At 70.2% G+C, this 24483-nt stretch carries 27 protein-coding genes; 15 read left to right on the top strand and 12 right to left on the bottom strand.

Annotated elements, in window-relative coordinates:
• Together ACP95_RS05405 and glmM are read left to right on the top strand one after the other, a co-directional pair.
• On the top strand, positions 1–995 hold a 995-nt coding region (locus ACP95_RS05405; RefSeq protein WP_082224589.1), incomplete at its 5' end, for a glycosyltransferase family 2 protein.
• Between the two features lie 93 nt (positions 996–1088).
• On the top strand, positions 1089–2435 hold the full coding sequence (glmM, locus tag ACP95_RS05400; protein WP_049980227.1) for a phosphoglucosamine mutase: 1347 nt from the start codon (positions 1089–1091) through the stop codon (positions 2433–2435).
• A gap of 42 nt (positions 2436–2477) precedes the next feature.
• Here the strand turns inward: glmM and ACP95_RS16055 are convergent, their stop codons facing one another.
• Positions 2478–3098: a DUF7344 domain-containing protein gene (locus ACP95_RS16055; RefSeq protein WP_049980226.1), complete on the bottom strand. Its 621-nt coding sequence runs from the start codon at positions 3096–3098 to the stop codon at positions 2478–2480.
• A 473-nt stretch (positions 3099–3571) separates the two neighbouring features.
• Between ACP95_RS16055 and glmS the strand changes: the two genes are divergently transcribed.
• The 3 genes from glmS to ACP95_RS05380 all read left to right on the top strand — a co-directional run bounded on the left by glmS (position 3572) and on the right by ACP95_RS05380 (position 6303).
• Positions 3572–5392, top strand: coding sequence for a glutamine--fructose-6-phosphate transaminase (isomerizing) (gene glmS / locus ACP95_RS05390; protein WP_049980225.1), 1821 nt, complete (start codon positions 3572–3574; stop codon positions 5390–5392).
• 40 nt (positions 5393–5432) lie between these two features.
• The gene (locus ACP95_RS05385) at positions 5433–5957 is read left to right on the top strand and encodes a DUF7344 domain-containing protein (RefSeq protein WP_049980224.1); all 525 of its coding nucleotides are present in this window, start codon (positions 5433–5435) and stop codon (positions 5955–5957) included.
• 64 nt (positions 5958–6021) lie between these two features.
• Positions 6022–6303, top strand: coding sequence for a winged helix-turn-helix domain-containing protein (locus ACP95_RS05380; RefSeq protein ID WP_049980231.1), 282 nt, complete (start codon positions 6022–6024; stop codon positions 6301–6303).
• Positions 6304–6488: 185 nt separating this feature from the next.
• Here the strand turns inward: ACP95_RS05380 and ACP95_RS05375 are convergent, their stop codons facing one another.
• Positions 6489–6794, bottom strand: coding sequence for a PadR family transcriptional regulator (locus ACP95_RS05375; protein WP_049980223.1), 306 nt, complete (start codon positions 6792–6794; stop codon positions 6489–6491).
• Between the two features lie 175 nt (positions 6795–6969).
• Complete coding sequence (locus ACP95_RS15590) at positions 6970–7137, bottom strand: hypothetical protein (protein ID WP_154018451.1); 168 nt, start codon at positions 7135–7137, stop codon at positions 6970–6972.
• Positions 7138–7377: 240 nt separating this feature from the next.
• On the opposite strand from ACP95_RS15590, the gene ACP95_RS05370 reads away from it, so the two are divergent.
• Positions 7378–7662 (top strand): HalOD1 output domain-containing protein, encoded by a 285-nt coding sequence (locus tag ACP95_RS05370; RefSeq protein ID WP_161782056.1) that lies wholly within the window; start codon positions 7378–7380, stop codon positions 7660–7662.
• Here the strand turns inward: ACP95_RS05370 and glmU are convergent, their stop codons facing one another.
• Positions 7663–8907: a bifunctional sugar-1-phosphate nucleotidylyltransferase/acetyltransferase gene (gene glmU, locus ACP95_RS05365; RefSeq protein ID WP_049980222.1), complete on the bottom strand. Its 1245-nt coding sequence runs from the start codon at positions 8905–8907 to the stop codon at positions 7663–7665.
• Between the two features lie 94 nt (positions 8908–9001).
• Here glmU and ACP95_RS05360 point away from each other — a divergent pair, with 94 nt between their 5' ends.
• Positions 9002–9511 carry a TspO/MBR family protein gene (locus ACP95_RS05360; RefSeq protein ID WP_049980221.1) on the top strand — a complete coding sequence of 170 codons (510 nt, stop codon included), beginning with the start codon at positions 9002–9004 and terminating at the stop codon, positions 9509–9511.
• 48 nt (positions 9512–9559) lie between these two features.
• Here ACP95_RS05360 and ACP95_RS05355 read toward each other — a convergent pair whose 3' ends face one another.
• The 4 genes from ACP95_RS05355 to tnpA all read right to left on the bottom strand — a co-directional run bounded on the left by ACP95_RS05355 (position 9560) and on the right by tnpA (position 13150).
• Complete coding sequence (locus tag ACP95_RS05355; RefSeq protein ID WP_049980220.1) at positions 9560–9934, bottom strand: hypothetical protein; 375 nt, start codon at positions 9932–9934, stop codon at positions 9560–9562.
• Between the two features lie 142 nt (positions 9935–10076).
• Entirely contained in the window at positions 10077–11180 is a 1104-nt protein-coding gene (locus tag ACP95_RS15585) for a hypothetical protein (protein ID WP_154018450.1), read from the bottom strand.
• Between the two features lie 318 nt (positions 11181–11498).
• Positions 11499–12743 carry an RNA-guided endonuclease InsQ/TnpB family protein gene (locus ACP95_RS05340; RefSeq protein WP_049980217.1) on the bottom strand — a complete coding sequence of 415 codons (1245 nt, stop codon included), beginning with the start codon at positions 12741–12743 and terminating at the stop codon, positions 11499–11501.
• Positions 12743–13150, bottom strand: a complete 408-nt coding sequence (tnpA, locus tag ACP95_RS05335) for an IS200/IS605-like element ISHmu6 family transposase (RefSeq protein ID WP_049980216.1) — start codon at positions 13148–13150, stop codon at positions 12743–12745. The genes ACP95_RS05340 and tnpA overlap by 1 nt, the downstream gene beginning before the upstream one ends.
• Positions 13151–13380: 230 nt before the next feature.
• Between tnpA and ACP95_RS05330 the strand changes: the two genes are divergently transcribed.
• The 3 genes from ACP95_RS05330 to ACP95_RS05320 all read left to right on the top strand — a co-directional run bounded on the left by ACP95_RS05330 (position 13381) and on the right by ACP95_RS05320 (position 15268).
• Entirely contained in the window at positions 13381–14145 is a 765-nt protein-coding gene (locus tag ACP95_RS05330) for a hypothetical protein (RefSeq protein WP_049980215.1), read from the top strand.
• Positions 14146–14210: 65 nt separating this feature from the next.
• The gene (locus tag ACP95_RS05325; RefSeq protein ID WP_049980214.1) at positions 14211–14498 is read left to right on the top strand and encodes a hypothetical protein; all 288 of its coding nucleotides are present in this window, start codon (positions 14211–14213) and stop codon (positions 14496–14498) included.
• A gap of 92 nt (positions 14499–14590) precedes the next feature.
• Positions 14591–15268 (top strand): helix-turn-helix domain-containing protein, encoded by a 678-nt coding sequence (locus ACP95_RS05320; RefSeq protein ID WP_049980213.1) that lies wholly within the window; start codon positions 14591–14593, stop codon positions 15266–15268.
• A gap of 6 nt (positions 15269–15274) precedes the next feature.
• On the opposite strand, the gene ACP95_RS05315 is transcribed toward ACP95_RS05320, so the two are convergent.
• Entirely contained in the window at positions 15275–15646 is a 372-nt protein-coding gene (locus ACP95_RS05315; RefSeq protein ID WP_049980212.1) for an ArsR/SmtB family transcription factor, read from the bottom strand.
• 96 nt (positions 15647–15742) lie between these two features.
• On the opposite strand from ACP95_RS05315, the gene ACP95_RS05310 reads away from it, so the two are divergent.
• The 4 genes from ACP95_RS05310 (at position 15743) to ACP95_RS05295 (ending at position 19870) form a co-directional block, all read left to right on the top strand.
• Positions 15743–16429, top strand: a complete 687-nt coding sequence (locus tag ACP95_RS05310; protein WP_049980211.1) for a DUF7509 family protein — start codon at positions 15743–15745, stop codon at positions 16427–16429.
• A gap of 281 nt (positions 16430–16710) precedes the next feature.
• A complete protein-coding gene (locus tag ACP95_RS05305; protein ID WP_049980229.1) occupies positions 16711–17193 on the top strand; it encodes a PH domain-containing protein in 483 nt (160 codons plus the stop codon).
• Positions 17190–18755, top strand: a complete 1566-nt coding sequence (locus ACP95_RS05300; protein WP_049980210.1) for a PH domain-containing protein — start codon at positions 17190–17192, stop codon at positions 18753–18755. The genes ACP95_RS05305 and ACP95_RS05300 overlap by 4 nt, the downstream gene beginning before the upstream one ends.
• Before the next feature lie 104 nt (positions 18756–18859).
• Entirely contained in the window at positions 18860–19870 is a 1011-nt protein-coding gene (locus tag ACP95_RS05295; protein WP_082224588.1) for a Cdc6/Cdc18 family protein, read from the top strand.
• Between the two features lie 38 nt (positions 19871–19908).
• Here ACP95_RS05295 and ACP95_RS05290 read toward each other — a convergent pair whose 3' ends face one another.
• The 3 genes from ACP95_RS05290 to ACP95_RS05280 all read right to left on the bottom strand — a co-directional run bounded on the left by ACP95_RS05290 (position 19909) and on the right by ACP95_RS05280 (position 22565).
• Positions 19909–20769, bottom strand: a complete 861-nt coding sequence (locus tag ACP95_RS05290; protein WP_049980209.1) for an SDR family NAD(P)-dependent oxidoreductase — start codon at positions 20767–20769, stop codon at positions 19909–19911.
• Positions 20766–21128 (bottom strand): hypothetical protein, encoded by a 363-nt coding sequence (locus ACP95_RS05285; protein WP_049980208.1) that lies wholly within the window; start codon positions 21126–21128, stop codon positions 20766–20768. The genes ACP95_RS05290 and ACP95_RS05285 overlap by 4 nt, the downstream gene beginning before the upstream one ends.
• Before the next feature lie 651 nt (positions 21129–21779).
• Positions 21780–22565 carry a sulfite exporter TauE/SafE family protein gene (locus ACP95_RS05280; protein WP_049980207.1) on the bottom strand — a complete coding sequence of 262 codons (786 nt, stop codon included), beginning with the start codon at positions 22563–22565 and terminating at the stop codon, positions 21780–21782.
• 122 nt (positions 22566–22687) lie between these two features.
• On the opposite strand from ACP95_RS05280, the gene ACP95_RS05275 reads away from it, so the two are divergent.
• On the top strand, positions 22688–24483 hold a 1796-nt coding region (locus tag ACP95_RS05275), incomplete at its 3' end, for a heavy metal translocating P-type ATPase (RefSeq protein WP_049980206.1).

Below are 24483 nucleotides of genomic sequence, written 5' to 3'. Positions count from 1 at the left end.
CGGGCGGCGACGGCGCCGACGCGCGGGTGGTCCCGATCCAGCACGAGCAGAACCGCGGGGTCGGCGGCGCGATCAAAACCGGCTACCAGCGGGCCCGCGAGGACCGGATCGAGCTCACCGCCGTGATGGGCGGCGACGGGCAGATGGAGCCGGGGATGCTCGACGAGCTGTTCGACCCCATCGTCGACGGCGACGCCGACTACACCAAGGGGAACCGCTTTCTCGACCGGGCCGGCCGCGGCTCGATGCCGGGCCACCGGTTCGTCGGCAACGCCGCCCTCGGCGCGCTCACCAAGATCGCCAGCGGCTACTGGAGCTGCGGCGACCCGCAGAACGGCTACACCGCCGTCTCGCTGCACGCGCTCGAGACCGCCGCCGTCGACGAGATGTACGAGTTCTACGGCTACTGCAACGACCTGCTGGTGAAGCTGAACGCCGCCCAGCTCCGGGTGGTCGACGTGCCCGCCCCGATCGTCTACGGCGACGAGGAGAGCCACATCCGCTACCGCTCGTACGTCCCGCGGGTGTCGCTGATGCTGCTGCGGAACTTCCTCTGGCGGCTGAAGACGAACTACCTCGCGTACGACTTCCACCCGCTGGTCGGCGCCTACGCCGCCGGCGGCGTCGCCTCGCTGGCGTCGATCGCGGCGCTCGTCTGGGCGCTGCCGGGCGTCGGCGCCGCCGCCACGCCCGCGGCCCGCGGCGCGCTCGCACTGGGGTTCGGACTGTTCGCGATGGTCGCGTTCACCTGGGCGATGGCGATGGACCGCGCGGCCAACGACCACCTCGACGACGTGATCACGCCCGCCGAACGTCGACGGGAGCGTGGCCCGGAACCCCTGCCGGAGTCGGACGCGAGAGAGAAGAGCGACGGCGAGTCAGACACGCGTCACTCGCGCAACCGTCGTCACCCCCGGGCGGGGCCGGACCCGCCGGCTCGCGGCGGGGCGCCGGCGCCGGAGGAGCACACGGGCCCGAACACGGCCTCGGACTGAGCGGGCGGATCGCCCTCCACGGCGGGTGCTGCCGGCGCCTGCCGGCACAGTATTCGGGTGCTAACAAACACCACAGCCGCGACTGTATGGGCCATGTTCGGAACCAGCGGCATCCGCGGGGAGTTCGGCGAGGACGTGACGGCGGCGACGGCGCTAGCCGTCGGTCGCGCGGTCGCCTCCGAGGGGAACGAGCACGTCGTCGTGGGGCGCGACCCCCGAGAGACCGGGCCGCTGCTCGTCGACGCGCTCGCGGCGGGGCTGCGGGAGTGCGGCGCGAACGTCGCCCGGCTGGGCGAGCTCCCGTCGCCGACGATCGCGCGGGCGGTCGGCTGGTACGACGCCGACATGGGCGTCGCCGTCACCGCCTCCCACAACCCGCCGAGCGACAACGGGCTGAAGCTGTGGCGCCCCGACGGCTCCTCGGTCGTCGGCGACGAGCAGGCCGCCATCGCCGACCGGATCCGGCGCGGCGAGTACGCGTTCGCGGCGTGGGACGAGACGGGCTCCCGCCACCGGTTCAACGGCGCGCGTGGCCGTCACATCGACGCGATCGACGAGGCGGTCGAGATCGACCCGCCGCTCCGGGTCGTCGTCGACGTGGGCAACGGCACCGGCGAGCTGACTGCGGCCGCGCTGCGCCGGCTGGGCTGTGCCGTGACGACGCTGAACGGCGTGCCCGACGGCTCGTTCCCCGCCCGGGAGAGCGAGCCGACGGCGGAGAGCTGTGGCACGCTGCGGGCGCTGGTCGCCGCGAGCGACGCCCACCTGGGCGTCGCCCACGACGGCGACGCCGACCGGATGCTCGCGGTGACGGAGTCCGGGGAGTTCGTCCCCGGCGACGTGCTGTTGGCGCTGTTCGCCCGCCGGGAAGCGACGGCGGGCGACCGGGTTGCGGTGCCGATCGACGCCAGCATGGCGATCCGTGACGAACTCGCGGCCGTCGGCGCCGACGTGACGTACACCCGGGTCGGCGACGGCTACGTCGCGCGGCGGGCCGCCGAGCCGGACGTCCCGTTCGGCGGCGAGCCCAGCGGCGCGTGGATCTGGCCCGCGGAGACGCTGGCGCCGGACGGCCCGCTCGCGGCGGCGAAACTGGCGGCGATGGTCGCGACCGACGGCTCGCTCGACGCGCTGGTCGACGACGTCCACACCGTGCCGATCAGCCGGCGCACCGTCGAAACCGACCGGAAGGACGCGATCGTCGAGCGGATCGTGGAGGCGATGCCGGACGGCGACGACCGGATCACGACCGTCGACGGCGCCCGAGTCGACGTGGACGAGGGCTGGTTCCTGATCCGCGCCAGCGGCACCGAGCCGCTGGTGCGCATCACCGCCGAGGCCCGCGACCACGACCGCATGGAGACGCTGCTCGCGACGGCCGAGAAGCTGGTCACCGAGACGATCGACGCCGGGAGCGTCGAGCGACAGCCCACGAGCTGACGCCGCGGCGCTCGTCGGGCACCGAGAGGGAGAGGAGGGAGATCAGTAGTCGCCGGCGACGACCGCCAGCGTGCCGATCAGCAGCACGAGCACGAACGCGCTGGCGACCAGGTACGCGCCGGCGAGCTGGGCGACGAAGAAGGCCGCACCGACCGCCGCGAAGCCGACGCCGTGTTTCCGCTCGAACGGCGGCGCGTCGTCGCCGTCGTCGTGCTCACCGTTGGCCACGTCGAGGTAGTCGTAGAGCGGGTCGATCTTCGACCCGGGGCCGATGTTGCCGCGGGACTGGTTGAACTCGATCACGTCCACGTCGTCCATCTTCGGCAGGTGGCACTGGTAGAGACCGATGTACACCCGTTTCCGCTGCTGGGCGTTCAGCTGCCGCACCGTCGTGTCGTTCTCGATGGCGGCGATGTGCTCAGCGAGCTCGCCGATGGTGACGCTCTCCTCGCGGTCACGAAGGAACTCCAGCACTAACTGCCGCCGTCGGTTCCGGAGGATCTCGAAGATCACGTCGAGCGAGAGCGGCTCGTCGTCGACGTCCCGCGCGGCCCCCCGTTCCTCCGAACCTACCTCTTCCTCCCCTGTCACGTCGTCGATGCCCGGAGCCGTCTCCGCGGTCGTGGTTCCCGCGACGGCTTCACCCGAATTGTCAGCGCCCATATCTCTCTTCCTTGGTATAGAGTGACATTATTCTTTCGCTCATCCGACCGGCCTGAGTAGCGTTTTCGGGGGTCATAGATAGTGTTCCGGAGTCGCTCGGGGTCTGTCGCCACGAGTGTCCGTCTGGTTTACTACCGACCTGTACAGTTTGTTATCCATCGCATACCCGGCGGAAGCCGTAGCATACTCCGCGCGGCCAGCGTCCGCGAGGGGTGGCGCCGATCCGGCGGCGTGGCGTCGACGATCCGAAGCCGGGAAAGTGCCGCATAATGTCGAATGAGCCGCTGCAAGCGCCGAATAACAATTCATAGACGGTGTATCTTCCGCACGTTGCCTGCGAGACGGGCCACGCCACCGATGACCCGACACAGATCGAACCTACCGGCCGTCCGGAACCGTGCGCCCACTGCCCCCCAGACCGCGTCTGGATCGCATCGTGGTCCACGTCGTCGACGCGTCGACGGAGGGACCCCATGTGCGGAATAACCGCCTGCGCCGCCCCGGCCGAGAACGACGTGCTCGACACGCTGGTCGCCGGGCTGCGGAACCTGGAGTACCGCGGCTACGACTCCAGCGGCGTCGCCGTCCGGAACGGCGAGGGCGTCACCGTCGTCAAGCGCGAGGGCGAGATCGACGCGCTCGCCGACGCGCTGGGCGCCGTCAGTCCGAACGGCGCCGTCGGCGTCGGCCACACGCGGTGGAGCACCCACGGCGCGCCGACGGACGAGAACGCCCACCCGCACACTGACTGCTCCGGCGAGGTGTCGGTCGTCCACAACGGGATCGTCGAGAACTACACCGCGCTGCGCGGCGAGCTGATCGAGCTCGGCCACACGTTCACCAGCGAGACCGACACCGAGGTCGTCCCGCACCTGGTGGAGATGTACCGGGAGCGCGGACTCTCGACCGAGGACGCGTTCCGGAAGGCGATCGGCCGGCTCGAGGGTCGCTTCGCAGTCGCGATGGTCGTCGACGACGAGGACGACGTGTTCGCGGCCCGCGACGGCTCCCCGCTGGTGCTCGGCGTCGGCGAGGACCGCCGGTTCCTGGCCAGCGACGTGCCCTCGTTCCTCGAACACACCGACCGCGTCGCCTTCCTCGAGGACGGCGACGTGGTCCGAATCTCGGCGGACCACCACGAGATCACCGATCTGGCGGGAAACCCGGTCGACCGCACGGTCCAGACCGTCGATTGGCAGCCCGAGGACGCCCAGCGCGGCGGGTTCGACCACTACATGCTGAAGGAGATCAACGAACAGCCGGCGGCGCTCGACCGCGCGATCAAGGGTCGCATCACCGACGACGGCGACGTGCACCTCGAGGACTTCCCCCCGGGGACGTTCGAGGACGTCGGCGTCGTCCACCTGCTGGCCTGTGGCACCTCCTACCACGCGGCGCTGTACGCCCAGCAGATCCTGGCCGACCGCGGCATCCCGGCCCAGGTGTTCAGCGCGGGCGAGTACACGACGACGCCCGCGCCCGTGACCGACGACACGCTCGTCGTCGCGGTCACCCAGAGCGGGGAGACGGCCGACACGCTCACCTCGATCCGAATCGCCGCCGAGCGCGGCGCGCGCACGCTGGCGGTGACGAACGTGATCGGCTCGACGGCCGCGCGGGACTGCGACGACGCGCTGTTCATCCGGGCCGGCCCGGAGATCGGCGTCGCCGCGACGAAGACGTTCTCCTCGCAGGTGGCGGTGCTCGCGCTGCTGGCCGAGCGCATCGCCGAGGACGTCACCGGGTCGGTCGACCCCGACAGGGAGGCGTTGCTGTCGGCGCTTCAGGACCTCCCTGAACACGTCCAGGAGACGCTGAACACGTCGACGGCCGAGGCGCTGGCACCGCAGTTCGTCGGCCGCGACGAGCAGTTCTTCATCGGCCGCGGCGTCGGCTACCCGGTCGCGCTCGAGGCCGCGCTGAAGTTCAAGGAGATCACCTACGAGCACGCCGAGGGGTTCGCCGCCGGCGAGCTCAAACACGGGCCGCTCGCGCTCGTGACTTCGGACTCGACGGTGTTCGCGGTGTTCACCGGGCGCCACGACGAGAAGACGCTGAAGAACGTCGAGGAGGTCCGGAGCCGCGGCGCGCCGGTCGTGGCCATCGCCGCCGAGTCCGCCCACGAGGTGGCGGAGGCGGCCGACGAGTTCCTCGCGATCCCGGAGACCCACCCGGTCGCGGCGGGGCTGCTGGCGAACGTCCAGCTCCAGCTCGTCTCCTACCGGGTCGCCGACCTGCTCGGGCGCTCGATCGACAAACCGCGCAACCTCGCGAAGAGCGTCACGGTCGAGTGACGACGACGGCCGGATCCCGAACCCACACCCGCCCCACACAATGTCCACGAAGGAATCGAACGAGCTGACGCAGGACACGGTTTACGACCTGTTGAGTAACAAGCGCCGGCGCTTCGTGATCTCGAAGCTGCGCCGCGCCGAGGGGCCGGTGTCGGTCAACGAGCTCTCCGAGTCGGTGGCCGCGTGGGAGAACGGGGTCGAGGTCGAGGAGCTGACCGACAAGCAGACCAAACGCGTCTACGTCTCGCTGTACCAAATCCACATCCCGAAGCTCGACGAGGCCGGGCTCGTGGAGTACGACAAGGACAGCGGCCAGGTCGAACTGACGCCGACGGTGTCGGAGCTGGACAGCTACCTGCCCGAACAGGCCGACGAGGGCGAGAACGGCATCCCCTGGGAGGCGATCTACGCCGGGATCGCCGTCGTCGCCCTCGCGACGTACGGCGGGGTGTTCCTGTTCCCCGACGCACTCGCGTGGCTCTCGGTGACCGCGGTGAACGTCGTCCTGTTCACCACGCTCGTCGCCGTGGCCGGCGCGCACTACCTGATGGAGCAACGACGATGATGGCACGCCGCAACCGAACGGGTCGAACTGCACGCGACCGCCGCGGTGAGGGGAGGTGGTGCCGATGACGCCGGACTGGGACGTTGTCGGTCACGTGATCAGCTCCCGACACCGAACGCTCGTGCTCGGCCGGCTCGCGGACAGCCCCGCGACGCCCACACAGATCGCCGCGGACGTGGACATCGCGTCGACGCACGTCTCGCGCGCGCTCAACTCGCTGCGGGAACGCGGGCTCGTCGAACTGCTGGTCCCCGAGGACCGCCGGAAGGGACGCGTGTACGGGATCACCACCGAGGGCTCGGACACGTGGGAACTGATCCAGCGGAAGGGGCTGACCAAGGAGTAGCCGTCGACCCGACTACACGGCGAGCGACCGATACCCGGACTATAACCAAATGGCTCCTCGGGGAAGGATCGAGTATGCGCAGGAAGCTACTCGGGGTCGTCGTGGTCCTGATCGCCGCCGTCGTCGCACTGTTCGTCGAACGCCTCACCCGGCCCGATCTCGTCGACGACGTGGGGGCCTGAGGCTCAGTTCTGGACCGCGGCCAGCGGGTCGTACAGGTCGTTCTCCCAGCGGCGGCGTTCGAGCAGCGCCGTCTCGCCCTTACCGGTGAGCGCGTAGAAGTTGGTGCGGCGGTTGGCGGCCCCCTTTTCGACCAACCCCGCGTCGACGAGCGCGTCGAGGTTGGGGTAGAGCCGGCCGTGGGTGATCTCCCGCCCCGTGCTCCGTTCGACCTCCTCGCCGACGACCTGCCCGGAGGGGTGATCGAGGCCGGCGATCACGTGGAGGAGGTCGCGCTGGAACCCGGTCAGCTCGTGGACGGTGACGGCCATACCAACAGCCTGCGGAGCCGCCGCTATTGTTATGATGGGGCAACGGCCCGCCGCCCGCGAACCGGGCGACGCGGCGTCGACGCCGGCGGCGGCGCCGTCTCCGCCGATGAGCGGCCGCTCGCGTCGGACAGTCAGCCAGCCGAGAATAGCACGGTGCTACTGAGTTGTGAAAGTCCTACTCTCCCCCGTCAGTCATTACCACGTCACGGGCTTCCACATCGTCGGCGCCGTCGTCGGGCGATTCCTCCTCGTCCGGACAGAGCTGATCCGGGCTGCGGTCGAACTTGTTGCGTTTGATGAACTCGTTGATGCGGTTCATGTCGGCCTCGCTGATCCCCGTCATGCCTCGTACCAACCACAGGAGAGGACATAGTAATGCGATTCATAGTGACAGGTAAGATGGCTGTAACGTGTCAACTGTCAACACGTATGAACCGCGCGCTAGCTGGCGGTTCGCTGACGCTACACGATGCCTTCGGCGGCCGAGATTCGCCGACGGAACCGTCAGGAGGAACACCAGAACGACGATGAACGTTTGGTAAGTGTCGCAACGCTTTTGGGGCGGTCTGACAAACGGCGGATGATGACGAGTCAGAGGAGCGTGTGTGAAAGGGGAGCGAACGAGAGCGAGGTCAGGGCGGGCGAGGACGTGACGACCCAGATCGTCACCGCCGTCGCCGAACGGGAAGGCGTCGAACCGACGGCCCTGGACACTCGCCTGTACGAAGCGATCGATCCGGACGCGCTGACGACGCTTGTCGAGAACGCGCCGGATAGCGGCCTCACTGTCGGCTTCGACTACGCCGGCTACCGGGTCACGGTCGTCGCCGACGGCCGGACCCACGTCGAAGTCGCGGAGAAGGCGTAGCTACCGGTCACGGGTGACGGACTCCCCCACAGTCGTACGACTGTCGGGTGAGAGCGTCACCCCGGCGTCGATGCTGGTGTCGATCCCGGTTTTCGTCCCGTGGCCGACGACCACCCCGAACTTGCGTCGGCCCGTCGAGCGACGCCGGTCGCGGACCGTCAGCTCCACCGGTTCGCCGTCGTGGCGCAGGTTCGCCACGACCGTGCCGGCGCCGAAGTTCACGCGTTCCCCGAGCACGCTGTCCCCGACGTAGGATAGGTGGGCGACGTTCGTCCCCCGCGCGAGCACGCTGTTTTTGATCTCGACCGCGTGGCCGACGTGGACATCCGGCCCGAGCAGGGTGGCCCCGCGGACGTACGCGTTCGGGCCGACGGTGGCGCCCGACTGCACCAGCGCGGGCCCCTCGATCGTCACGCCGTCGCGGACGGTCGCGCCCGCCTCGACGACCACGTCGCCCTCGAGAGTCGCGCCCGGCGCCACGTCGCCGTCGACGCGCCGGGAGAGCTCGCCGAGCTGCCACTCGTTTGCGGCCAACAGCTCCCAGGGCCGCCCCACGTCGATCCAGCGCGAGAACGGGACCGCCTCGACGTGCTCGGTCGCACAGAGCTCCGCGAGCAGGTCCGTGAGCTCGAACTCCCCGCGCTCGCTCTCGGCCACGTCACCGAGCGCGTCGATCGCCGCGGCGGGGAACGCGTACGCCCCGGCGTTGACGAGGTCGCTGTTCGGGTTCTCGGGCTTCTCGGTCACGCCGAGCACTCGGCCCGCGACGCCGCCGTCGCCGGAGACCGCCCGGCCATCGCTCCCGACGGCGCCCGCGTCGTCGGCCAGCGACAGCACGCCGTACTGCGAGGGCTCGTCGACGACCGCGGCGCCGACGGAGGGGACGTGGTCGTACACGCTCGCGAGCGACGCCGCGTCGTACAGCGCGTCGCCGTTGAGCACCACGAACGGCGCGTCGGCGAGCCGAGAGCGGGCGCACAGGACGGCGTCGGCGGTCCCCCGCTGTTCGGGCTGCTCGCAGTACTCGATCGGGACGCCGTCGTGGCTGTCGCCGAGCGCGTCGCGCACCTGGTCGGCGCCGTAGCCGACGACGACGAGAAAACGCGACGCGCCCGCCTCGGCGGCGGCGTCGAGCGTGTGGCTCACCAGCGGCCGGCCGGCGACCGGCAGGCACGGCTTCGGCATCTCGTCGGTCAACACGCCCATGCGACTCCCCTGCCCGGCCGCGAGTACGACGGTCTGCATGGCCCGTTCCGGTCGCGCCTCGGGCAAAGTAACGCGCCGGCTAAACGCCAGCCGCCGGGCGTACGTATTTGCCCGACGCGGACGAACGCCCGGTATGAACGCGCGCTCCCGCCTCCGCGAGCTCCCCCACGACCGACCGCTGCTCTCGCTGGCGATCTCGGTGCTGCTGGTCGAAGTCGCCGGCGCCTCCGGCGCCGTGTTCACCGCCCAGGGGCTCGCAGCCTGGTACGACACGCTCCAGCGGCCCGCACTGGCACCGCCGAACTGGGTGTTCGCGCCGGTCTGGACGACGCTGTTCGCGCTGATGGGCGTCGCCGTCTGGCTGGTGTGGCGCCGCCTCGACCGCGCGCCGCGTGCCGCACGGGTCGCCCTCGGCGCCTTCGTCGCGCAGTTCGTGTTCAACCTCGCGTGGTCGGCCGCCTTCTTCGGCGCGCAGAACATCGCCCTCGGGCTCGCGGTGATCGCCGTCCTCTGGGTGCTGATCGCGGCGACGATCCTGACGTTCGCCCGCGTCGATCGTCGCGCGGCCGCGCTGCTCGTCCCGTACCTGCTCTGGGTCTCCTTCGCCGCCTACCTCAACTACGAGTTCTGGGTGCTCAACTGAGCCTCCGGACCCCTGGGGCCACGAGAACGCACGGTGAGCGCGCCCTCCTCAGTCCTCGTTCACACAGAGCTCGTCCCGGAGCGTCGACGCGACCTCGGGGCAGTTCTCCCGGATCACGGGCCAGTCGGTCTCGACGAACTCGCCCACGCGGTCGGCGATCACGCTCTCGACGGCGTCGCGGTCGTCGTCGTCCAGCCGGTGGGCGTGCCGGAGGTACTGTCGCTCACGCGCCGTGAGCAGGCCGCTGTCGGCGGTGATCCGCTCCGCGCCGTACGTCCGTCGTGAGGGGACCGTTGCGGAGAGCCGCGCCGCCAGATCCGTCGTCGGTTCGCCGGCCTGCTCGGCGCCGGCACGGGTCGCGTCACTCTCGGCGGCGTCGGCGGCGTCGAGGCTACTGTCGATCTCTGAATCGTCTGGGGCCATCACACCGCCAGTGCGCCCAAGTCAGCATAAACCCGCCCGACCGTTCACGCCGAAGGCCGGCGTTACGCGGCCGGAAGGGGGTGGATACCCATGGTACGCCGGAGTCGACGATCGCGGCCTCGGCGGCCGCGGGGCGTCGCCCTCAGCGCGTCTCCAGCATGTCGATGCTGGAGTCGATGGAGCGTTCGATCACCATCTCCGCCTCGTTGGTGTGCGGCGAGTCGAACTTGCTCAGCTCGTCGGTCGCGCGCTCGGCGGTGTCGACGTAGGCGTCGACGATCGACGGGAGGTTCATCGAGTCGCGGGCGATGAACTCCGCCGTCACCGAGCCGAGTGTGGAGGCCTCGTTGCAGAGGCGGCTACACTGCGCCATCCCCGCGCCCTCCTCGAGACAGCGGTCGGCACACCACGCCGCCACCTGGCTCACGTCGATACAGTCGTCGAGGCAGTTCCGCGCCTCCTCCGAGAGGTGGTCGACGAACTCCTCGGGGTAGATCTCCGAGGGCTGGCTCGCCAGCTGCTCGGCGCCGCCCTGGAACGAGCCGATCTGGCCCGCGGACCCGGTGGTCTGTGTGTGGGAGCCGCCCGCCGCGCCCGCCTGCGCCGGGACGCCGATCGCGAGCGGCGGCTGTCCGGTGTAGCCGCCGGACTGGGTCGCCTGCTGGCCCGCCATCGCTGCCGGCTGCTGGCCCATCTGCTGCTGTGCGCTCCCCTGGGGTGGCTGCCCACCGAACTGCTGCTGTGGGGGGACCGCGCCGCCGAACTGCCCTCCGGCCTGGTGCTGGCCGACCTGTGGCTGCGCGGTCGGCTGTTGCCAGCCCGCCTGCTGCGCCGCGGGCTGCTGGAGCTGGGCCTGCTGAGGAACCTGAGTGGCAGCTTCCTGCTGTGGAACCTGGGTGAGCTGGGCCTGCTGAGGTACCTGGGTGGCAGGTTCCTGCTGGGGAACCTGAGTGGCAGGCCCCTGCTGGGGAACCTGGGTGACAGGCTCCTGCTGGGGGTTCTGCTGCGGGACTTGCCCGAATGCTTCCTGCTGGTACGTGCCCGTGGGCTGCTCCTGCTGCCGGATCCCCGCCTGCTCCTCCTGCGGTGCTTGCTGCTCGGCGGGCTGCCGGACCGATCCCGGGTTCGACTCGAGTTCCCGGGCCCGTTCGCGCCGCTGCGTTCGCTCTCGTCCGCGTCGCGTCTCCCGTCCTTTGCGTTCACGTCGCGTCCGCCGGTCGCGCTGTCGGCTTCGTCGTTCAGTCATGGTGTCACGTCCGGTCGCCCGGACGGGAGAACGGTCTCTCTGGGTGGGGAAAAACCGGCTCGATAGTTCAGCAGGATTCAGGCGTATAGAGCCTTCTAACCCGCGTAGAGCCGGTATTATGCCGATCTACGATCCGGCGAAATACGGACCTACGAAGAACGGCGACGAACGTGGGAGACGTACTCTCACACGGACATGTTCGGCCTACGATCGGTGTGACGCAGCCTACTGAGCGCACCAGCGGTGTCCGCGTCGCCGTAGGGCGTCGACGCCGACCCGTCCCCGACGGCGAACAGGCCGGTCGTGAACTACCCTACCCTACTCGCTCACGGCTTTCGCCGTTCGCTCCTTGAGGGTAGGGCTTCCTGATTCTACGACGCGCTTTGCAGACACCGAATCGGTGTCCGTAGGGAGCGCAGTCTCCACAGGCGTTGATTCGGAGTGTCCCACTCCTACATCTTCGAGGCCGCGAGAAAGAATGTTCCACGCCGCGTTCGCATCCCTGTTCGCCTCAAACCCGCAGGCTGGACAGGAGTGTTCACGGACCCACAACGGCTTGTCGGTCGAAACGCCGCACGATGCGCACTCCTTGGTCGTCCCTCTCGGGTTCACCGCGACGAAGTGCGTTCCTTCACGCTCACACTTGTATTCGAGTAAAGTGAGGAACGTTCGCCACGCCGCAGACGCCGTGTTGCGGCTGTTCGACGGCGATTCAATCATCCCTTTCACGTTCAGGTCTTCGACCGCCACGAGATCATACTCCCGAGCGTAGTAGTTCGAGAGCTTGTGCAGGAAGTCGCGGCGCTTCCGTCTGAGATTGGCGTGACACTCCGCAACCCGACGCCGTTGCTTCTCGTAGTTGTTCGACCCGTGTTGCTTCCGCGAGAGCTTTCGTTGCTCGCGCTCCAAGCGTTCGCGCTCGGCAGAGAGGTCGAGCGACCCGACAGCCGTGCCGTCGGTGTCGTGGGCGTACTTGAGAATCCCAACGTCGATGCCGACGCACTTCTCGGGGTTCTCAGGCGGTTCGGGCGGTTCACGGTCAATTTGGACGCCGAAGGTGGCGAACCACTCGCCCGTCGGTTCCTTCTTGACCGTGACCTGTTTGAGCTTCGCGTCGTCGGGGATGGCGCGGTGGAGTCGAATCGGTATGTCCGCAAGTTTCGAGAGCGACAGGACAGTCTGACCGCCCTTCTTGTCGAGCTTGAAGCCAGACTGACTGTACGTGAAACTGCGGAACTCCCGTGGCGGCTTCCAGTTGAGTTGACCGACGCCGTAGCCGTTCTTCTTGAGCTTGGAGAGTCCTTTGAGGTTGTCGAACAGCCGTTCCACGATGGTTTGGAGAACCTTCGAGTACACCTCGTTGAGGCCGTCCCACCACTTCTTGAGGTCGGGCAGTTCCGACCGCAGGGTGGTCATGGACGGCAGTTCGCCGTGGTTCTCTTGGTACTCGTTGAGACGGTAGCGCGTGTGGTTGTACAGTTGCCTACAAATGTCTCGGTGTCGGTCCAACTCCTCACGGTGGGCGTCGGACGGCTTGAGACGGTACTTGTAGGCGTAGTACATCAGTTCTCCCGCTGGTCCTCGACGTACTGTTTCAGCACATCCAGCGACACCTGCCCCGTCGAGATGAGGCAGTACGAATCGTTCCAGAACGAGTCGCCCCACAGTTCGGTCTTCAGTTCATCCGCGTATTCGTTGCGGATACGGCGGGCGGTCGCGCCCTTGACCGTGTTGATGAACTTTACGAGGTCTGTAGTTGGTTTCGCTCGGAACAGGATGTGTACGTGGTCGTCCTCGCCGTCAAGGTTGGTCAGTTCGACACCGTAGTTGTCCGTGAACCCGCTGATGACCTCGTGAATGAATTGGGTTCGCTCCTCGGTTAGCACTCCGCGCCGATACTTCGTGGTGAGTATCAGGTGGTAGTGCAGGGAATACGTCGAATGCGCTCCCGAATCGAGGTCGTACTCCATTGGGTTCAGTCAATACTATACTACCCTACTGTAAAACGTTGCTGCTGCGTGGTCCTGTGGGCCTGCCACCGAATCGTGTATGAGAACTGTGCGGCGCTGTATCCCCTCCCTGCTCGCGCCTCCCGTTCGGTCGGGGCTCGCTGAGGAAGGGGGCTTAGCGCCTACTTTCAGCTAAACGGGTTCGCAGTCGAAGCCCGGAGACTATCCCTCGGTCACGAGAGGGAGCGCCCGTGTTCGACTGTGTCCACGTCGCCGAGCAGCTCGCCGCGGCGGACGACCCGCGGCTCGATCAGCGCCACCTGCGGTGTCTGCCCGGCGGCGACGGTGCCCACACCGTGCTGCTCGTCGGCGTCGTCCACGACCACCCGGCGAGCATCGCACGGGTCGTTCGCGTGTTGGAGCTGTTCGAACCCGCGACGCTGGCGCTCGAACTGCCGCCGCTGGCGATGCCGCTGTTCCGGCAGTACGCCGCCGACGACCACCGGCCACCGCGGCTGGGCGGGGAGATGAGCGCCGCCATCCAGGCTAGCTCGAGCCGGACGATCGGCATCGACGCCCCGTCGTGGACGTACCTCCGCCACCTCCGCAGCGAGTTCTCGGGGGAAGGCGCCTCGTCCGGCCTGCTGGGCCGGGTCGGGAGAGACCTCGGCTCGGCGGTCGCCCACGCGCTCGCGATCCGGCTCGCGAGCGTCGTCGCCGACTACACGCCGCTGCGGCTCCGGGTGTACGAGCCCATCGTCCACGACTGCTCGTTGGTCGACGACGCCCACGTCCAGGCCGATCACGAGCGGGCGTACCTCGACCGCCGTGCCGCGCTGTTCCGCGCGATTCGGGCCCCGGAGTCGACACGGGTGATCGACGACGCCCGCGAGGGGGCGATGAGCGACCTGCTCGACCGGGCCCGGAGCGAGGGCAGCGTCGTCGCGGTGCTGGGGATGGAACACTTAGACGAGATCGAGTCGTCGCTCCGTCGCCGGAGCGCGGCCGCCGAGTGACGCCGACGTTGGCCTTCGATGGCGAACCCCCGCGACTACGGCGGGCCGGTGCGAACGATTGTGGTATGGTTCCACGGAGCACTGCCGAGTTCACGCCCGCGGACGAGGGGAAACGCGTCGTAGCCCCCGACGGCGCGGTCGTCGGCAAGGTCGTGCGGACCGAGGACGGCACCGCGTTCGTCCGGGCCCTGCCTGAGCTCCTCGCCGGCTACGGCTCGCGGGTCACCAGCTGTTGGGACCCCGCGGACGTGTTCGCGCTCGACGAGTCGGCGGTGCACGACGACACGGAGGGGTGCATCCGGATCAAGGCCGAGGAGCGGCCCGAACCCGGCACGCTCCAGAACACCGGCTGACGCCCTCGACCGGCGCCAGCGGGCGCGTTAGAGCCGGGCCACTGCCCCGAAGGGGCCGCCAAACTAATGCGGGCGCTCCCCAGGGAACGGCCATGAGTCTCTGTGCGAGCGTCTCGCTCCCGGCCGCGGAGTTCCGGCTCGCAGCGACGCTCACTGCGCGGCCGGACGTCCGCGTGGAGGCCGAGCGGGTCGTCCCGCTCGACTCGCAGGTGATGTCGTCGCTCTGGATCACCGGGCTCGACGCCGACGGCGGGGTCGAGCGCCTCCGGACGGACCCGGACGTGGCGGCCGCCGACGCGCTCGCGGCGTCCGACGACGGCCTCCTCGTCGGCGTCGACTGGGCCGACGACCACCCGCTGCTCGCGGCGCTCGCGGCCGCCGACGCCAGCTGGCTGCGCGGCGTCGGCACCGCCGACGGCTGGCGACTCTCGCTCCGGTTCCCGGACCGCGACCGGCTGGCCGACTGCTACCGGGAGTGTTCGACCGCCGGGCTCGGCCTCACGGTCGAACAGATCCACACGGCGGCGTGGTCGGTGGAGGGGAGCCACGGGAACGTGCTCACCGACGTCCAGCGGGAGACGCTGCTCGCGGCGCTCGACGGCGGCTACTTCGCGGTCCCGCGGACGACGACGCTGCAGGAGCTCGCCGGGGAGTTCGGCGTCTCCGACACCGCGATCTCCCAGCGGATCCGCCGCGGCGTCGCCCGGCTGCTCAGCGCGGAGCTGGCCGAGGACGACCGCCGGAACCCGCCGCCGGTGTCGCCGGAGTGAGACCGCTCAGACCGCCTCGGCGCGCTCGCCGATCGCCTCGAACACCTGCGGGACGAACGTCTCCGCCAGCGGCGAGAGCTCGTAGACGCGGGCGTCGCCGTCGCGGAACTTCCCCACGAGCCCCGCGTCCTCGAGCCGGTTGAGGTGGTGGTACAGGTCGTTCTGCCGGCGGTCGAGCGCGTCCGCGAGCTCGCCGCTCTCGATCCGGTCGGCCTGCGCGATCAGGTACAGCAGCGTGAACCGGGTCGGCTCGCCCATCGACGCGAGCCGCTCGGCCTCGCGCTCGAGATCGAGCGTCCCGCCGAGCAGCTCCGACTCGACCCGCTCGTACCCGGGTGCGCGCTCCTCGTCGCCCGTCTCCCGCGTTCGTTCGCTCATACGTGCCGCTTGTGCGCCGAGACGGTTATACTTAATCGTCGTTAAGTCGGGGAGCCACCACCGATTTGTGACCACGGGGTGAAGCCGACCGCAGCGATGGGCGATCTCGAGACGTACCGCGGGCGACCGATCCGGGAGCTCGTCGTCGACTCCGTCCCCTGGGCCGAGGCGACGGACGCCCTCGTCTTCCTGATGGGCCCGTACCGGCTGCTCGACCCCGCGTACGTCCTGCCAGGCGAGGAGTACCCGCTCCCCGACGACCCGCTCGCCCCGTCGGGCGACGACGTGCCGGCCGACGCGATCCGGGCGACGCTGCGTGACGTGGCCGAGTCGGTCTCCGCGGCGACGCCGGCGACGGTGTTCATCGCCAGCGACGTGGCGATCCCGACGAAGCGGGAGGCCGCCTCGAGCGGCGTCGACGGCCCGGGGATGGCGGTGATCGACCAGTCGGTCGCGTTCGCGAAAGCCAGCGCCGGCAGCGCGTTCGTGTTCACCGACGCCGGGCTCACGACGGGCGCGGGCGCCGAGGCGGGCGCCGTCCCCGAGTACTTCCGACTCCGCGACCCCGAGACGCGCCGGCGGGACCCCCGAACGTTCTGTATCTTCTCGGAAGCCGAGTGGCGAACGCCGGCACAGGAGACGTACGACCCCGCGTTCAGCAGCGCCTCCATCGACGAGATGGACGACGCCTACAGCCTCCGCTTCCGGTACTTCGTCGACCGCGCCGAGCTCGAGGCGAAGCTGATCGACTTCGTCGAGTCCTACGTCGTGCCGCTGCAGTAGGCGGGCTCGCGCGTCGACGCCGCCCCGAAGCAGCGGTACGATTAAGCCGCCGTTGGCCCACCGATGTGACAGTGAGCGATCGCAACGACGAGCGCGTGGCGGACGACGAGCGGTCGACCGCCGAGACGGCGTCGACGCCGGGCGACCGGGAACCGGGAGCGGACGACGACCGGGAGGGCAAGAGCCAGCAGGACGACCACCAGGAGCCGACGAGCCAGGAGTCGGCCTCAGTCGCTGCGGCGGCCGGGATCGACGACGACGTGCTCGACACCCCGCGCGAGCTGGCGTCGATCGTCCGCCTCCAGTGGATCATCCGCTCGACGGTCGGGGCGGTCGTCCTCGGCGCCATCGTCGCGGGGATCACCCTCGCTCTCGGGGTCGCCACCGACGTGGTGCCCGCCGGGCGTTCGACCGCGGTCACCGCGGGCGGCGGCGCGTTTCTGCTGTCGGCGATCTACGGCGTGCTGAAGGCCGTGCTGCTGTACCGCTCGTGGGAGTACGTCGTCCGGGCGGACTCGCTGTACCTGCGTCGCGGCGTGTTCACCCACGTCCGCACCGTCGTGCCGTACGTCCGCGTCCAGCACATCGACACGACACGGAGCCCGCTCGAGCGCCTGCTCGGCCTGTCGACGCTCGTGGTGTACACCGCGGGCTCGCGGGGCGCCGACGTGACGATCCCGGGGCTCACCCCCGAGCGGGCGTCGACGCTGCAGACCCGCCTCGAACGGCTCGCGATCGAGTCCGAGGAGGCCGACGCCGTATGACCGACGGGGGCGACCGATCGGGCGGGGAGCGCCTCACCGGCCGCGCGTTCCGCCTGCACCCGCTGTCGATCCCGTACCGCGTCCTCGAACAAGGGCTCGGCCTCGCCTTCGTGCTGCTAGTCTTCGGCGCGCCCGCCACGGGGATGGTGCAGAACACGCTCGGGACGACGCCGACGGCCGTGCTCGGCGCCGCCCTCGTCGTGGCGGTCGTCGGCTACGGCGTCGCCTACTACCGCCGCTTCGAGTACGAACTCACGGCCGACACGTTCGACATCCGCTCGGGCGTGTTCGCCAGGCGGATCCGGGAGATCCCGCTGCGACGCATCCAGAACGTCGACATCAGTCAGAACGTCGTCCAGCGCGCGCTGGGGATCGCCGAGGTCCGCCTCGAGACCGCCGGCGGGAGCACCAGCGAGGCCCACCTCAAGTTCGTCAGCGTGACGCGGGCGAACGCGCTCCAGCGCGAGATCAGCCGACTGAGCCGCGACGACGAGGAGACCGGGGAGCCCGAGACGTTCGAAACGCTGTTCGAGATCAGCGACCGCGAACTGGGGCTGCTCGCGCTGGTGTCGATGGACCTGCGGATCGTCCCGGCGCTGTTCCTCGGCGCCTCGCTGTTCGCGCCGTCGGCGGCGGCGATGTTCGACGCCGAGATGCTGCTGTACGGCTACCAGTCGGTCGTCGGCGCGATCGTCGGCCCGCTGGTGACCCTCGCCGGCATCGTCGCCATCGGCCTGCTGTACGGCGTGCTGAACGCGACGCTGTACTACGGGTTCACGCTGCGCGGCGCCGCCGACGAGCTGCGGTACGAGCGCGGCCTCCTCCAGAAGTACAGCGGAACCATCCCGCTGTCGAAGATCCAGTCGCTCACCGTCGAGGAGAACGTCCTCGCGCGGGCGCTGGGGTACGCCTCGCTGGAGATCGAGACCGCCGGCCAGAGCGGCGGCGGGGACGGCTCGGGTGGGAGCTCGCAGTCGGCGATCCCGCTCGCGACCCGGGAGCGCGTGCTCGAGCTCACGAACACGATCGAGCCCGTCGGCGACGTTGCGTTCGAGCGCCCGCCGAAACGCGCGCGGCTGCGCTACGTGGTGCGCTACGCCGCCGTCGTCGCCGTCCTCACGGGGCTGCTGTGGGGCGTCGACGCCGTCCTCGGCCTCCCGTTCACCCCGTGGCTGGCTCTCGGGGCGCTCGTGGCCGTCCCCCCGGCCGCCCACCTGAAGTGGCGCAACCGGGGCTACGCCGTCGGCGAGAACCACGTGCTGACCCGCAACGGGTTCTGGGTGCGACAGACGAAGATCGTCCCCTACTACCGGGTGCAGACGGCCGCCAGTTCCGCGACGGTGTTCCAGCGTCGCCGCCGCCTGGCGACGGTGACGATCGACACCGCGGGCGCCCGGAGCCTCGTCGGCAACGACGCCAAAGCCGTCGACGTGGACGAGGCGACGGCGGCAGAGCTGCGCGAGGCGGTCACCGCGAACCTGTACTCCTCCCTGCGCCGCCGGCGCCAGGACGAGCGCCGGGACCGTCGACGCCCGTACGGCGACCCCGCGTCGGGGGAGTGAACGGAACGGGCGAACCCCGGCGAAACGACCCGTTCCGAACCGACCGGAACCGATCGGAACATCAGGGGTTCCACTTATGCCGTCGTCGGCACACGACCCGGTAGATGCTGCGAGACGCGACGGTGTTCGAGGACGAGCACCTGCCCCGGGAGATCGTCGGGCGCAACAGCCAGATGAACGAGGTGACCGACGCGCTCGCGCCCGTCGAGGCCGGCGTCCGGGCCGAGAACTGCTTCCTGTTCGGCCCCAGCGGCGCCGGCAAGACCACCGTCGCCCGCGCCGCCGTGCGGGAGCTGCGGCGCGAGGTGCTCGACGTGCCGACCGCCTACGTCAACTGCTGGAAGGACTACACCCGCAGCAGCGTGCTCGAGCGCGCGGCGAACACGCTCGCCGACGCCGCCGTGCCGAAGAGCGCGCCGACGCGGGAGCTGATCGACACGCTCCAGGAGGGGCTCGACGCCCCCGGGGTGATCATCCTCGACGAGGTCGACCAGCTCCAGGACGCGGACGTGCTGTACGACCTCCACTCCGTCCCCGGGCTGGCGTGGATCTGCATCGCCAACCGCGAGGTGGACCTGCTCGCGCGGCTGGACGAGCGGGTCCACTCCCGCATCTCCGTCGGCTACCGCGTCCAGTTCGACCGCTACACCGTCGACACCGTGACGGAGATCCTCGACCGCCGGACCGCACAGGGGCTCGAAGCCGGCGCGGTCGAGCGCGAGACGCTGCGCCGCATCGCCGAGCTCGTCGACGGCGACGCCCGGCAGGCGATCACGGCGCTGCGCGTCGCCGCTCGGAAGAGCGAGCGCGAGGGGCTCTCGGCGATCCCGCCGCGGCTCGTCGACGACGCCGTCCTCGACGCCGAGGCCGAGGTTCGCCGGAAGACGATCTCGAAGCTCAACGACCACCAGCGCGTGCTGTACGAGTGTATCGAGGAGCACGGCCCGCTGATCCAGAAGGCGCTGTACGAGCGCTACCAGGAGACCCACCCCGACCCGATCACCCTCCGGGCGCTGCGCGAGAACCACCTGCCGAAACTTGAGCACTACAACCTGATCCAGACCGAGCGGGGCGGCGAGGGGAAGCGCTACGAGCTGGCCTCGCGGGCGGAGTAGCGGCCCCGAACGCGTGACCTAGCACGGCGACAGCGGCCTCAAGGCCAGGCGGGATCGACGCCGACGAGAGCCGCGCTGCGTTCCCAGAGGCGTTCCCGGCGGGCCGGGTCGGTCGCCGCGGCGGCCGGCTCCGCCACCCCCTCGCCGGTCACGTACACGCCCGTTCGGTCGCCGAAGGTCGGCTCGGTCACGAGTCGGACGAGTCGATCGGCGCCAGTCCGCGGCGAGCTGCCGACGCCGGGAACGAGCCCCGCGAGCCGGACCAGCAGCCGCGTCCGGAGCGACGCGTCGCGGAACAGCCCCGTCGACGGGACGAACCCCGGGTGGAAGCTGTTGGCGGTGATGCCGCCGTCCGCGGGGAGCCGCGCCGCGAGCTCGATCGTGAACGCCACCAGCGCGAGCTTCGATCGGGAGTAGGCCGCCAGTGCGTCGTAGTCGGTCTCGAACTGGAGATCATCGACGTCGAGCGTCGCCCGCCGGTGCAGCTCCGACCCCGTGGTGACGATCCGGGCGGGCGACGACGCCCGCAGGTCTTCGAGCAGCTCGTGGGTGAGGAGATACGGCGCGAGGTAGTTGACCGCGACCGTGCGTTCGATCCCGTCGGCCGTCTCGATGCGGTCGCCGCCCGAGAGGCCGGCGTTGTGGACGAGGGCGTCGATCCCGTCGTAGCCGTCGCGGAGTTCGTCGGCGAGCGACCGGACTCGGGCCTGGGTCGCCAGGTCCGCCCGGTGGAACCGGATCGTCCCCGTCGACGACTCGGCCGCGAGCGACTCGCCGGCGGACTGGTCGCGACCGACGGCCGCGACGGTCCACCCCCTCGCGGCCAACTCCCTCGCCGCGATCCGCCCGATGCCGCTGGTGCCGCCGGTGAGTACGACGACGCCCGGCTCCTCACTCATGGGTCGGCGTTCGGCCGGCGCCGAAGTGAACGTTCGGGGGGCCGTCGTCGGCGCCGCAGCTGCTCGCGCCGTCGCCGCGGGCGGCCTCCCACCGTCCGATCCGGCGGCGGTCCGGGTCGTCCCGAGCCCGTCGACCCCGCAAGCCCGTGGAGTGCGGCGGCGACGACGCCAGCGGCGAGCCAGATACCCGCCTCGGCGTCGACGAGGCCGACCTCCCAGCCGGCCTGGAGCGCGAGCCAGAGCAGCCCCGCGGTCGCGATCGCCCGCGTGCGCCCGTCGGCGAGCGTGACTGCGCCGAGCAGTCGCACCAGCCCGCGCGGCAGGTCGCCGCCGAGCGTTCGCGTGAGCGTCGTGACCACCCGTGGCGGTGAGTCGGCCCGCGAGACGCGCCGCGACGGCGCCGAGTGGTAGCGCCGTGGCTGCCGGCGCCGACTCGTGATCGCCGCTGGTCCCGCCCGGCGTCGACGCCGGACCGGCGCGGCCCCACGGCGGGCGCGCCGGCGGACGACACCGCCGGAGTCCGGTCGGTCGTTACGCGTCCCTGATCGTGGCTGATTCACCATACGCTCTCTCGCCGCCACACGCTCATCAAGCCTCCTCGGCGGGTTCCGTTCGGTTCTGGTCGCCGGGAAATCGACCGACAGAATCGCGAAACGAACGGTTCCGATCGGGTTCCGACCGGCGCGACCCCACCGTGTCCGCTGTTCCGTGGCGCCGACCGTCGCCGTCGCGCCGCCGCCGAGGGGCCGCAGGCACCGAGTACCGGTCGCTCGCGCGCCGTGAAGGGAGCACTGGCTCCTCCAGTCGGAACCGACTCAGTGCACACCACCGTGTCCGCGGTAGACGGGCGGGAAAACAGCGGACAGGGTGGTGTGGAACCGCGGTAGTGCGGCGGGAAGGCCGTCGAGAGGGGCGCGCTTCGACGCCCGTACCAGAACCGTCAGGAGTGTCGAGCGCCAACCGCGTGCGTGAAACGACCCGGAACCCGGCGCGGGCGTCGCCCCGCGACGTCAGAACGGCAGGTACACCGGGACCTCGACGTGCGGGATCTCGACGCCGAACAGGCTGAGCGAGTGCGCGATCGGCATCCAGCCCATGACGAGGAAGGCGACGCCGAGGGCGCGGTGGAGGCGCTCGCGGTGCCGGTTCCCGATCGTCTGGATCACGGTGCCGTAGAGGAACAGCGTCGGGAACGTCCCCAGCCCCAGCAGCGTGAGCGAGACGGCGCCGACCGCGGGCGACCCCTGCGCGAACGCGTAGAGGAAGGCGGGGTAGAGGATCGGGCAGGGCAACAGCCCGTGGACGAGGCCGAGCCCGAAGATCCCCGGGCCGTTGGCCCACTGGTCGACGTGGGCGGTGAGGCGGCCGTACACCGAGCTGAACAGGCCGCCACCGCCGCCGAACAGCCCGTGGCCGCCGAACTGGCCGAGGACGTACCGGGCGCCGACGACGAGGATCAGGACGCCGACGACCAGCCCGGAGACCGCCCGGACCGTGTCGCCGATCGCCGTCACCGTCGACGCCGCGCCGAACACGACCGAGCCCAGCGCGCCGAACAGCGTACCGATAACGGCGTAACTAACCGTCCGGCCCGCGTTGAACAGCGCGTGTTGCCGGACCTCGTACAGGCTGAGCACGTTCTCGCTCCCGCTCTCCATCCGGTCGGCGTACATCGTCACCAGCGGCCCGCACATGCCCAGACAGTGGGCGCCGCCGAGGAGGCCGACGACGAGGAACACGACGGTCTCGACCTCGCCGGTCGGCAGCGGCCCGACGTGTGCCGGCGTCGGTATCATCGCTCCCCCCGGCCGGCTCGGCGCGTCGGCGACGGTCGATCACGGATCACGACGCGGGGCTACGGGCCGCACGGGGTTTTCAGTTCTGGTCCGACTCTCGAACGCCGGCGGGTGAGCCGCCGATGACCGCCGCCGAGACCGAGGTGGAGGCGTCCGGGGCGGAGGAGTGTGCGCTCTGTGGCCTCCCGCTCTCGCAGGGTCGCAACCGCGTCGAGGGCGACGACGCGGTGTACTGCTGTACCGGCTGTCGGGACGTACACGACGCGCTGGGCGACGCCGCGGTCGACGCCGACGACGTGGCCGAGGCGGCCGCCGAGGACGCCGCTCTCGACGAGGAGCCGCCCGAGGGGTACGACCGGTCGTACTTCCACGTCAGCGGGATGCACTGCACCACCTGCGAGGCGTTCCTGGAGTCCGTCGCGGGGAAGGAAGCGGGGATCGACGGCGCCCAGGCCAGCTACGTCACCGAGACGGTCCGCGTCGATCACGACCCCGAGCAGGTCGGCGAGGACGAGGTGCAGGACCGGCTGACGACCGCGGGCTACGTCGCCGACGACCGCGAGGAGGGGACCGCGGGCGCCCACGCCGAGGACACGCTGCTGTGGCGGATCGCCGCGGGCGCGATGCTCGGGATGGCGGTGATGCTCCCGTACTTCATCTACATCTACCCCGTCCACTTCGGGCTCTACCCGCCGTGGCTCGAGGAGATGGCCCGCGCCCAGCTCCAGGGCGCGTCGTACTTCTACGCCGTCCTGTTGCTGTTGACCTCGCTGGTGCTGTTCGGCGTCGGGAAGCCGATCCTGCGGGGCGCAGTCGTGAGCCTCCGCGCGAGATCGCCGAACATGGACCTGTTGGTCGCGCTCGCGGCGGTCAGCGCGTACGCCTACAGCACGCTCGCCGCCGCGCTGGGGCGGATCGACATCTACTACGACGTGACCGTCGCGATCGTCGTCGTCGTCACCGCGGGGAACTACTACGAGTCGTCCATCAAGAAGCGCGCGATGGGCCTGCTCTCCGAACTTGGCGACGAGCAGGTCTCGGAGGCGGCCGTCATCGACGCCGACGGCTCGACGACGACCGTCGACGTGAGCGACCTCGTGGAGGGCGACCGCGTCCTGGTCCGGACCGGCGACCGCATCCCCGTCGACGGCACCGTCGTCGACGGTACGGGGACCGTCGACGAGGCGGTCGTCACCGGCGAGTCGCTCCCGGTGTCGAAGGAGCCGGGCGATCAGGTCGTCGGCGGCTCGGTGCTGTCGGACGGCTCGCTCACCGTCGCGGTGGGCGAAGGGGCGACCAGCAGCATCGACCGCGTGACGAACCTGCTGTGGAACCTCCAGAGCGCCAACAGCGGCGTCCAGAAGCTGGCGGACCGGCTGGCGGTGATCTTCGTCCCGACGGTGGTGCTGCTGGCGCTCGTCGCCGGCGTCGGCTACCTCGCGATGGGCGCCGGGCCGACGCAGGCGGTGCTGATCTCGCTGACGGTGCTGCTCGTCTCCTGTCCCTGCGCGCTGGGGCTGGCGACGCCGCTGGCGGTCGCCTCGGGCATCCGGGACGCGATCGAGCGCAGCATCGTCGTGTTCGACGAGACGGTGTTCGAGCGCTTCCGCGGCGTCGACACCGTGGTGTTCGACAAGACGGGGACGCTCACCACGGGCGACCTCGAGGTCAGCGACGCCGCGGCGCCCGACGACGCGCTCGCGGCCGCCGCGGCGCTGGAACGGCGCTCCTCCCACCCAGTCGCGACGGCGATCGCCGACGCGTTCGAGGCCGACTGGGACGACGACCCCGTCGACGCGTTCGAGAGCCACACGAACGGCGTCTCGGGCGTCGTCGACGGCGCCGAGACCGTCGTCGGCCACCCGGACCTGTTCGCCGAGCGGGGCTGGAGCGTCGCCGACGACCTGCGGGAGCGGGC

Origin of the sequence: Halolamina rubra, from assembly GCF_000739555.1 — an archaeon.
Taxonomy (GTDB): Archaea; Halobacteriota; Halobacteria; order Halobacteriales; family Haloferacaceae; genus Halolamina; species Halolamina rubra.
This window is presented reverse-complemented; position numbering and strand designations above follow the sequence as displayed.

Coding starts and splice junctions, on each gene's coding strand:
- glmM (WP_049980227.1), top strand. CDS start 1,089: ATGTTCGGAACCAGCGGCATCCGCGGGGAGTTCGGCGAGGACGTGACG.
- ACP95_RS16055 (WP_049980226.1), bottom strand. CDS start 3,098: ATGGGCGCTGACAATTCGGGTGAAGCCGTCGCGGGAACCACGACCGCG.
- glmS (WP_049980225.1), top strand. CDS start 3,572: ATGTGCGGAATAACCGCCTGCGCCGCCCCGGCCGAGAACGACGTGCTC.
- ACP95_RS05385 (WP_049980224.1), top strand. CDS start 5,433: ATGTCCACGAAGGAATCGAACGAGCTGACGCAGGACACGGTTTACGAC.
- ACP95_RS05380 (WP_049980231.1), top strand. CDS start 6,022: ATGACGCCGGACTGGGACGTTGTCGGTCACGTGATCAGCTCCCGACAC.
- ACP95_RS05375 (WP_049980223.1), bottom strand. CDS start 6,794: ATGGCCGTCACCGTCCACGAGCTGACCGGGTTCCAGCGCGACCTCCTC.
- ACP95_RS15590 (WP_154018451.1), bottom strand. CDS start 7,137: ATGACGGGGATCAGCGAGGCCGACATGAACCGCATCAACGAGTTCATC.
- ACP95_RS05370 (WP_161782056.1), top strand. CDS start 7,378: ATGACGAGTCAGAGGAGCGTGTGTGAAAGGGGAGCGAACGAGAGCGAG.
- glmU (WP_049980222.1), bottom strand. CDS start 8,907: ATGCAGACCGTCGTACTCGCGGCCGGGCAGGGGAGTCGCATGGGCGTG.
- ACP95_RS05360 (WP_049980221.1), top strand. CDS start 9,002: ATGAACGCGCGCTCCCGCCTCCGCGAGCTCCCCCACGACCGACCGCTG.
- ACP95_RS05355 (WP_049980220.1), bottom strand. CDS start 9,934: ATGGCCCCAGACGATTCAGAGATCGACAGTAGCCTCGACGCCGCCGAC.
- ACP95_RS15585 (WP_154018450.1), bottom strand. CDS start 11,180: ATGACTGAACGACGAAGCCGACAGCGCGACCGGCGGACGCGACGTGAA.
- ACP95_RS05340 (WP_049980217.1), bottom strand. CDS start 12,743: ATGTACTACGCCTACAAGTACCGTCTCAAGCCGTCCGACGCCCACCGT.
- tnpA (WP_049980216.1), bottom strand. CDS start 13,150: ATGGAGTACGACCTCGATTCGGGAGCGCATTCGACGTATTCCCTGCAC.
- ACP95_RS05325 (WP_049980214.1), top strand. CDS start 14,211: ATGGTTCCACGGAGCACTGCCGAGTTCACGCCCGCGGACGAGGGGAAA.
- ACP95_RS05320 (WP_049980213.1), top strand. CDS start 14,591: ATGAGTCTCTGTGCGAGCGTCTCGCTCCCGGCCGCGGAGTTCCGGCTC.
- ACP95_RS05315 (WP_049980212.1), bottom strand. CDS start 15,646: ATGAGCGAACGAACGCGGGAGACGGGCGACGAGGAGCGCGCACCCGGG.
- ACP95_RS05310 (WP_049980211.1), top strand. CDS start 15,743: ATGGGCGATCTCGAGACGTACCGCGGGCGACCGATCCGGGAGCTCGTC.
- ACP95_RS05300 (WP_049980210.1), top strand. CDS start 17,190: ATGACCGACGGGGGCGACCGATCGGGCGGGGAGCGCCTCACCGGCCGC.
- ACP95_RS05295 (WP_082224588.1), top strand. CDS start 18,860: ATGCTGCGAGACGCGACGGTGTTCGAGGACGAGCACCTGCCCCGGGAG.
- ACP95_RS05290 (WP_049980209.1), bottom strand. CDS start 20,769: ATGAGTGAGGAGCCGGGCGTCGTCGTACTCACCGGCGGCACCAGCGGC.
- ACP95_RS05280 (WP_049980207.1), bottom strand. CDS start 22,565: ATGATACCGACGCCGGCACACGTCGGGCCGCTGCCGACCGGCGAGGTC.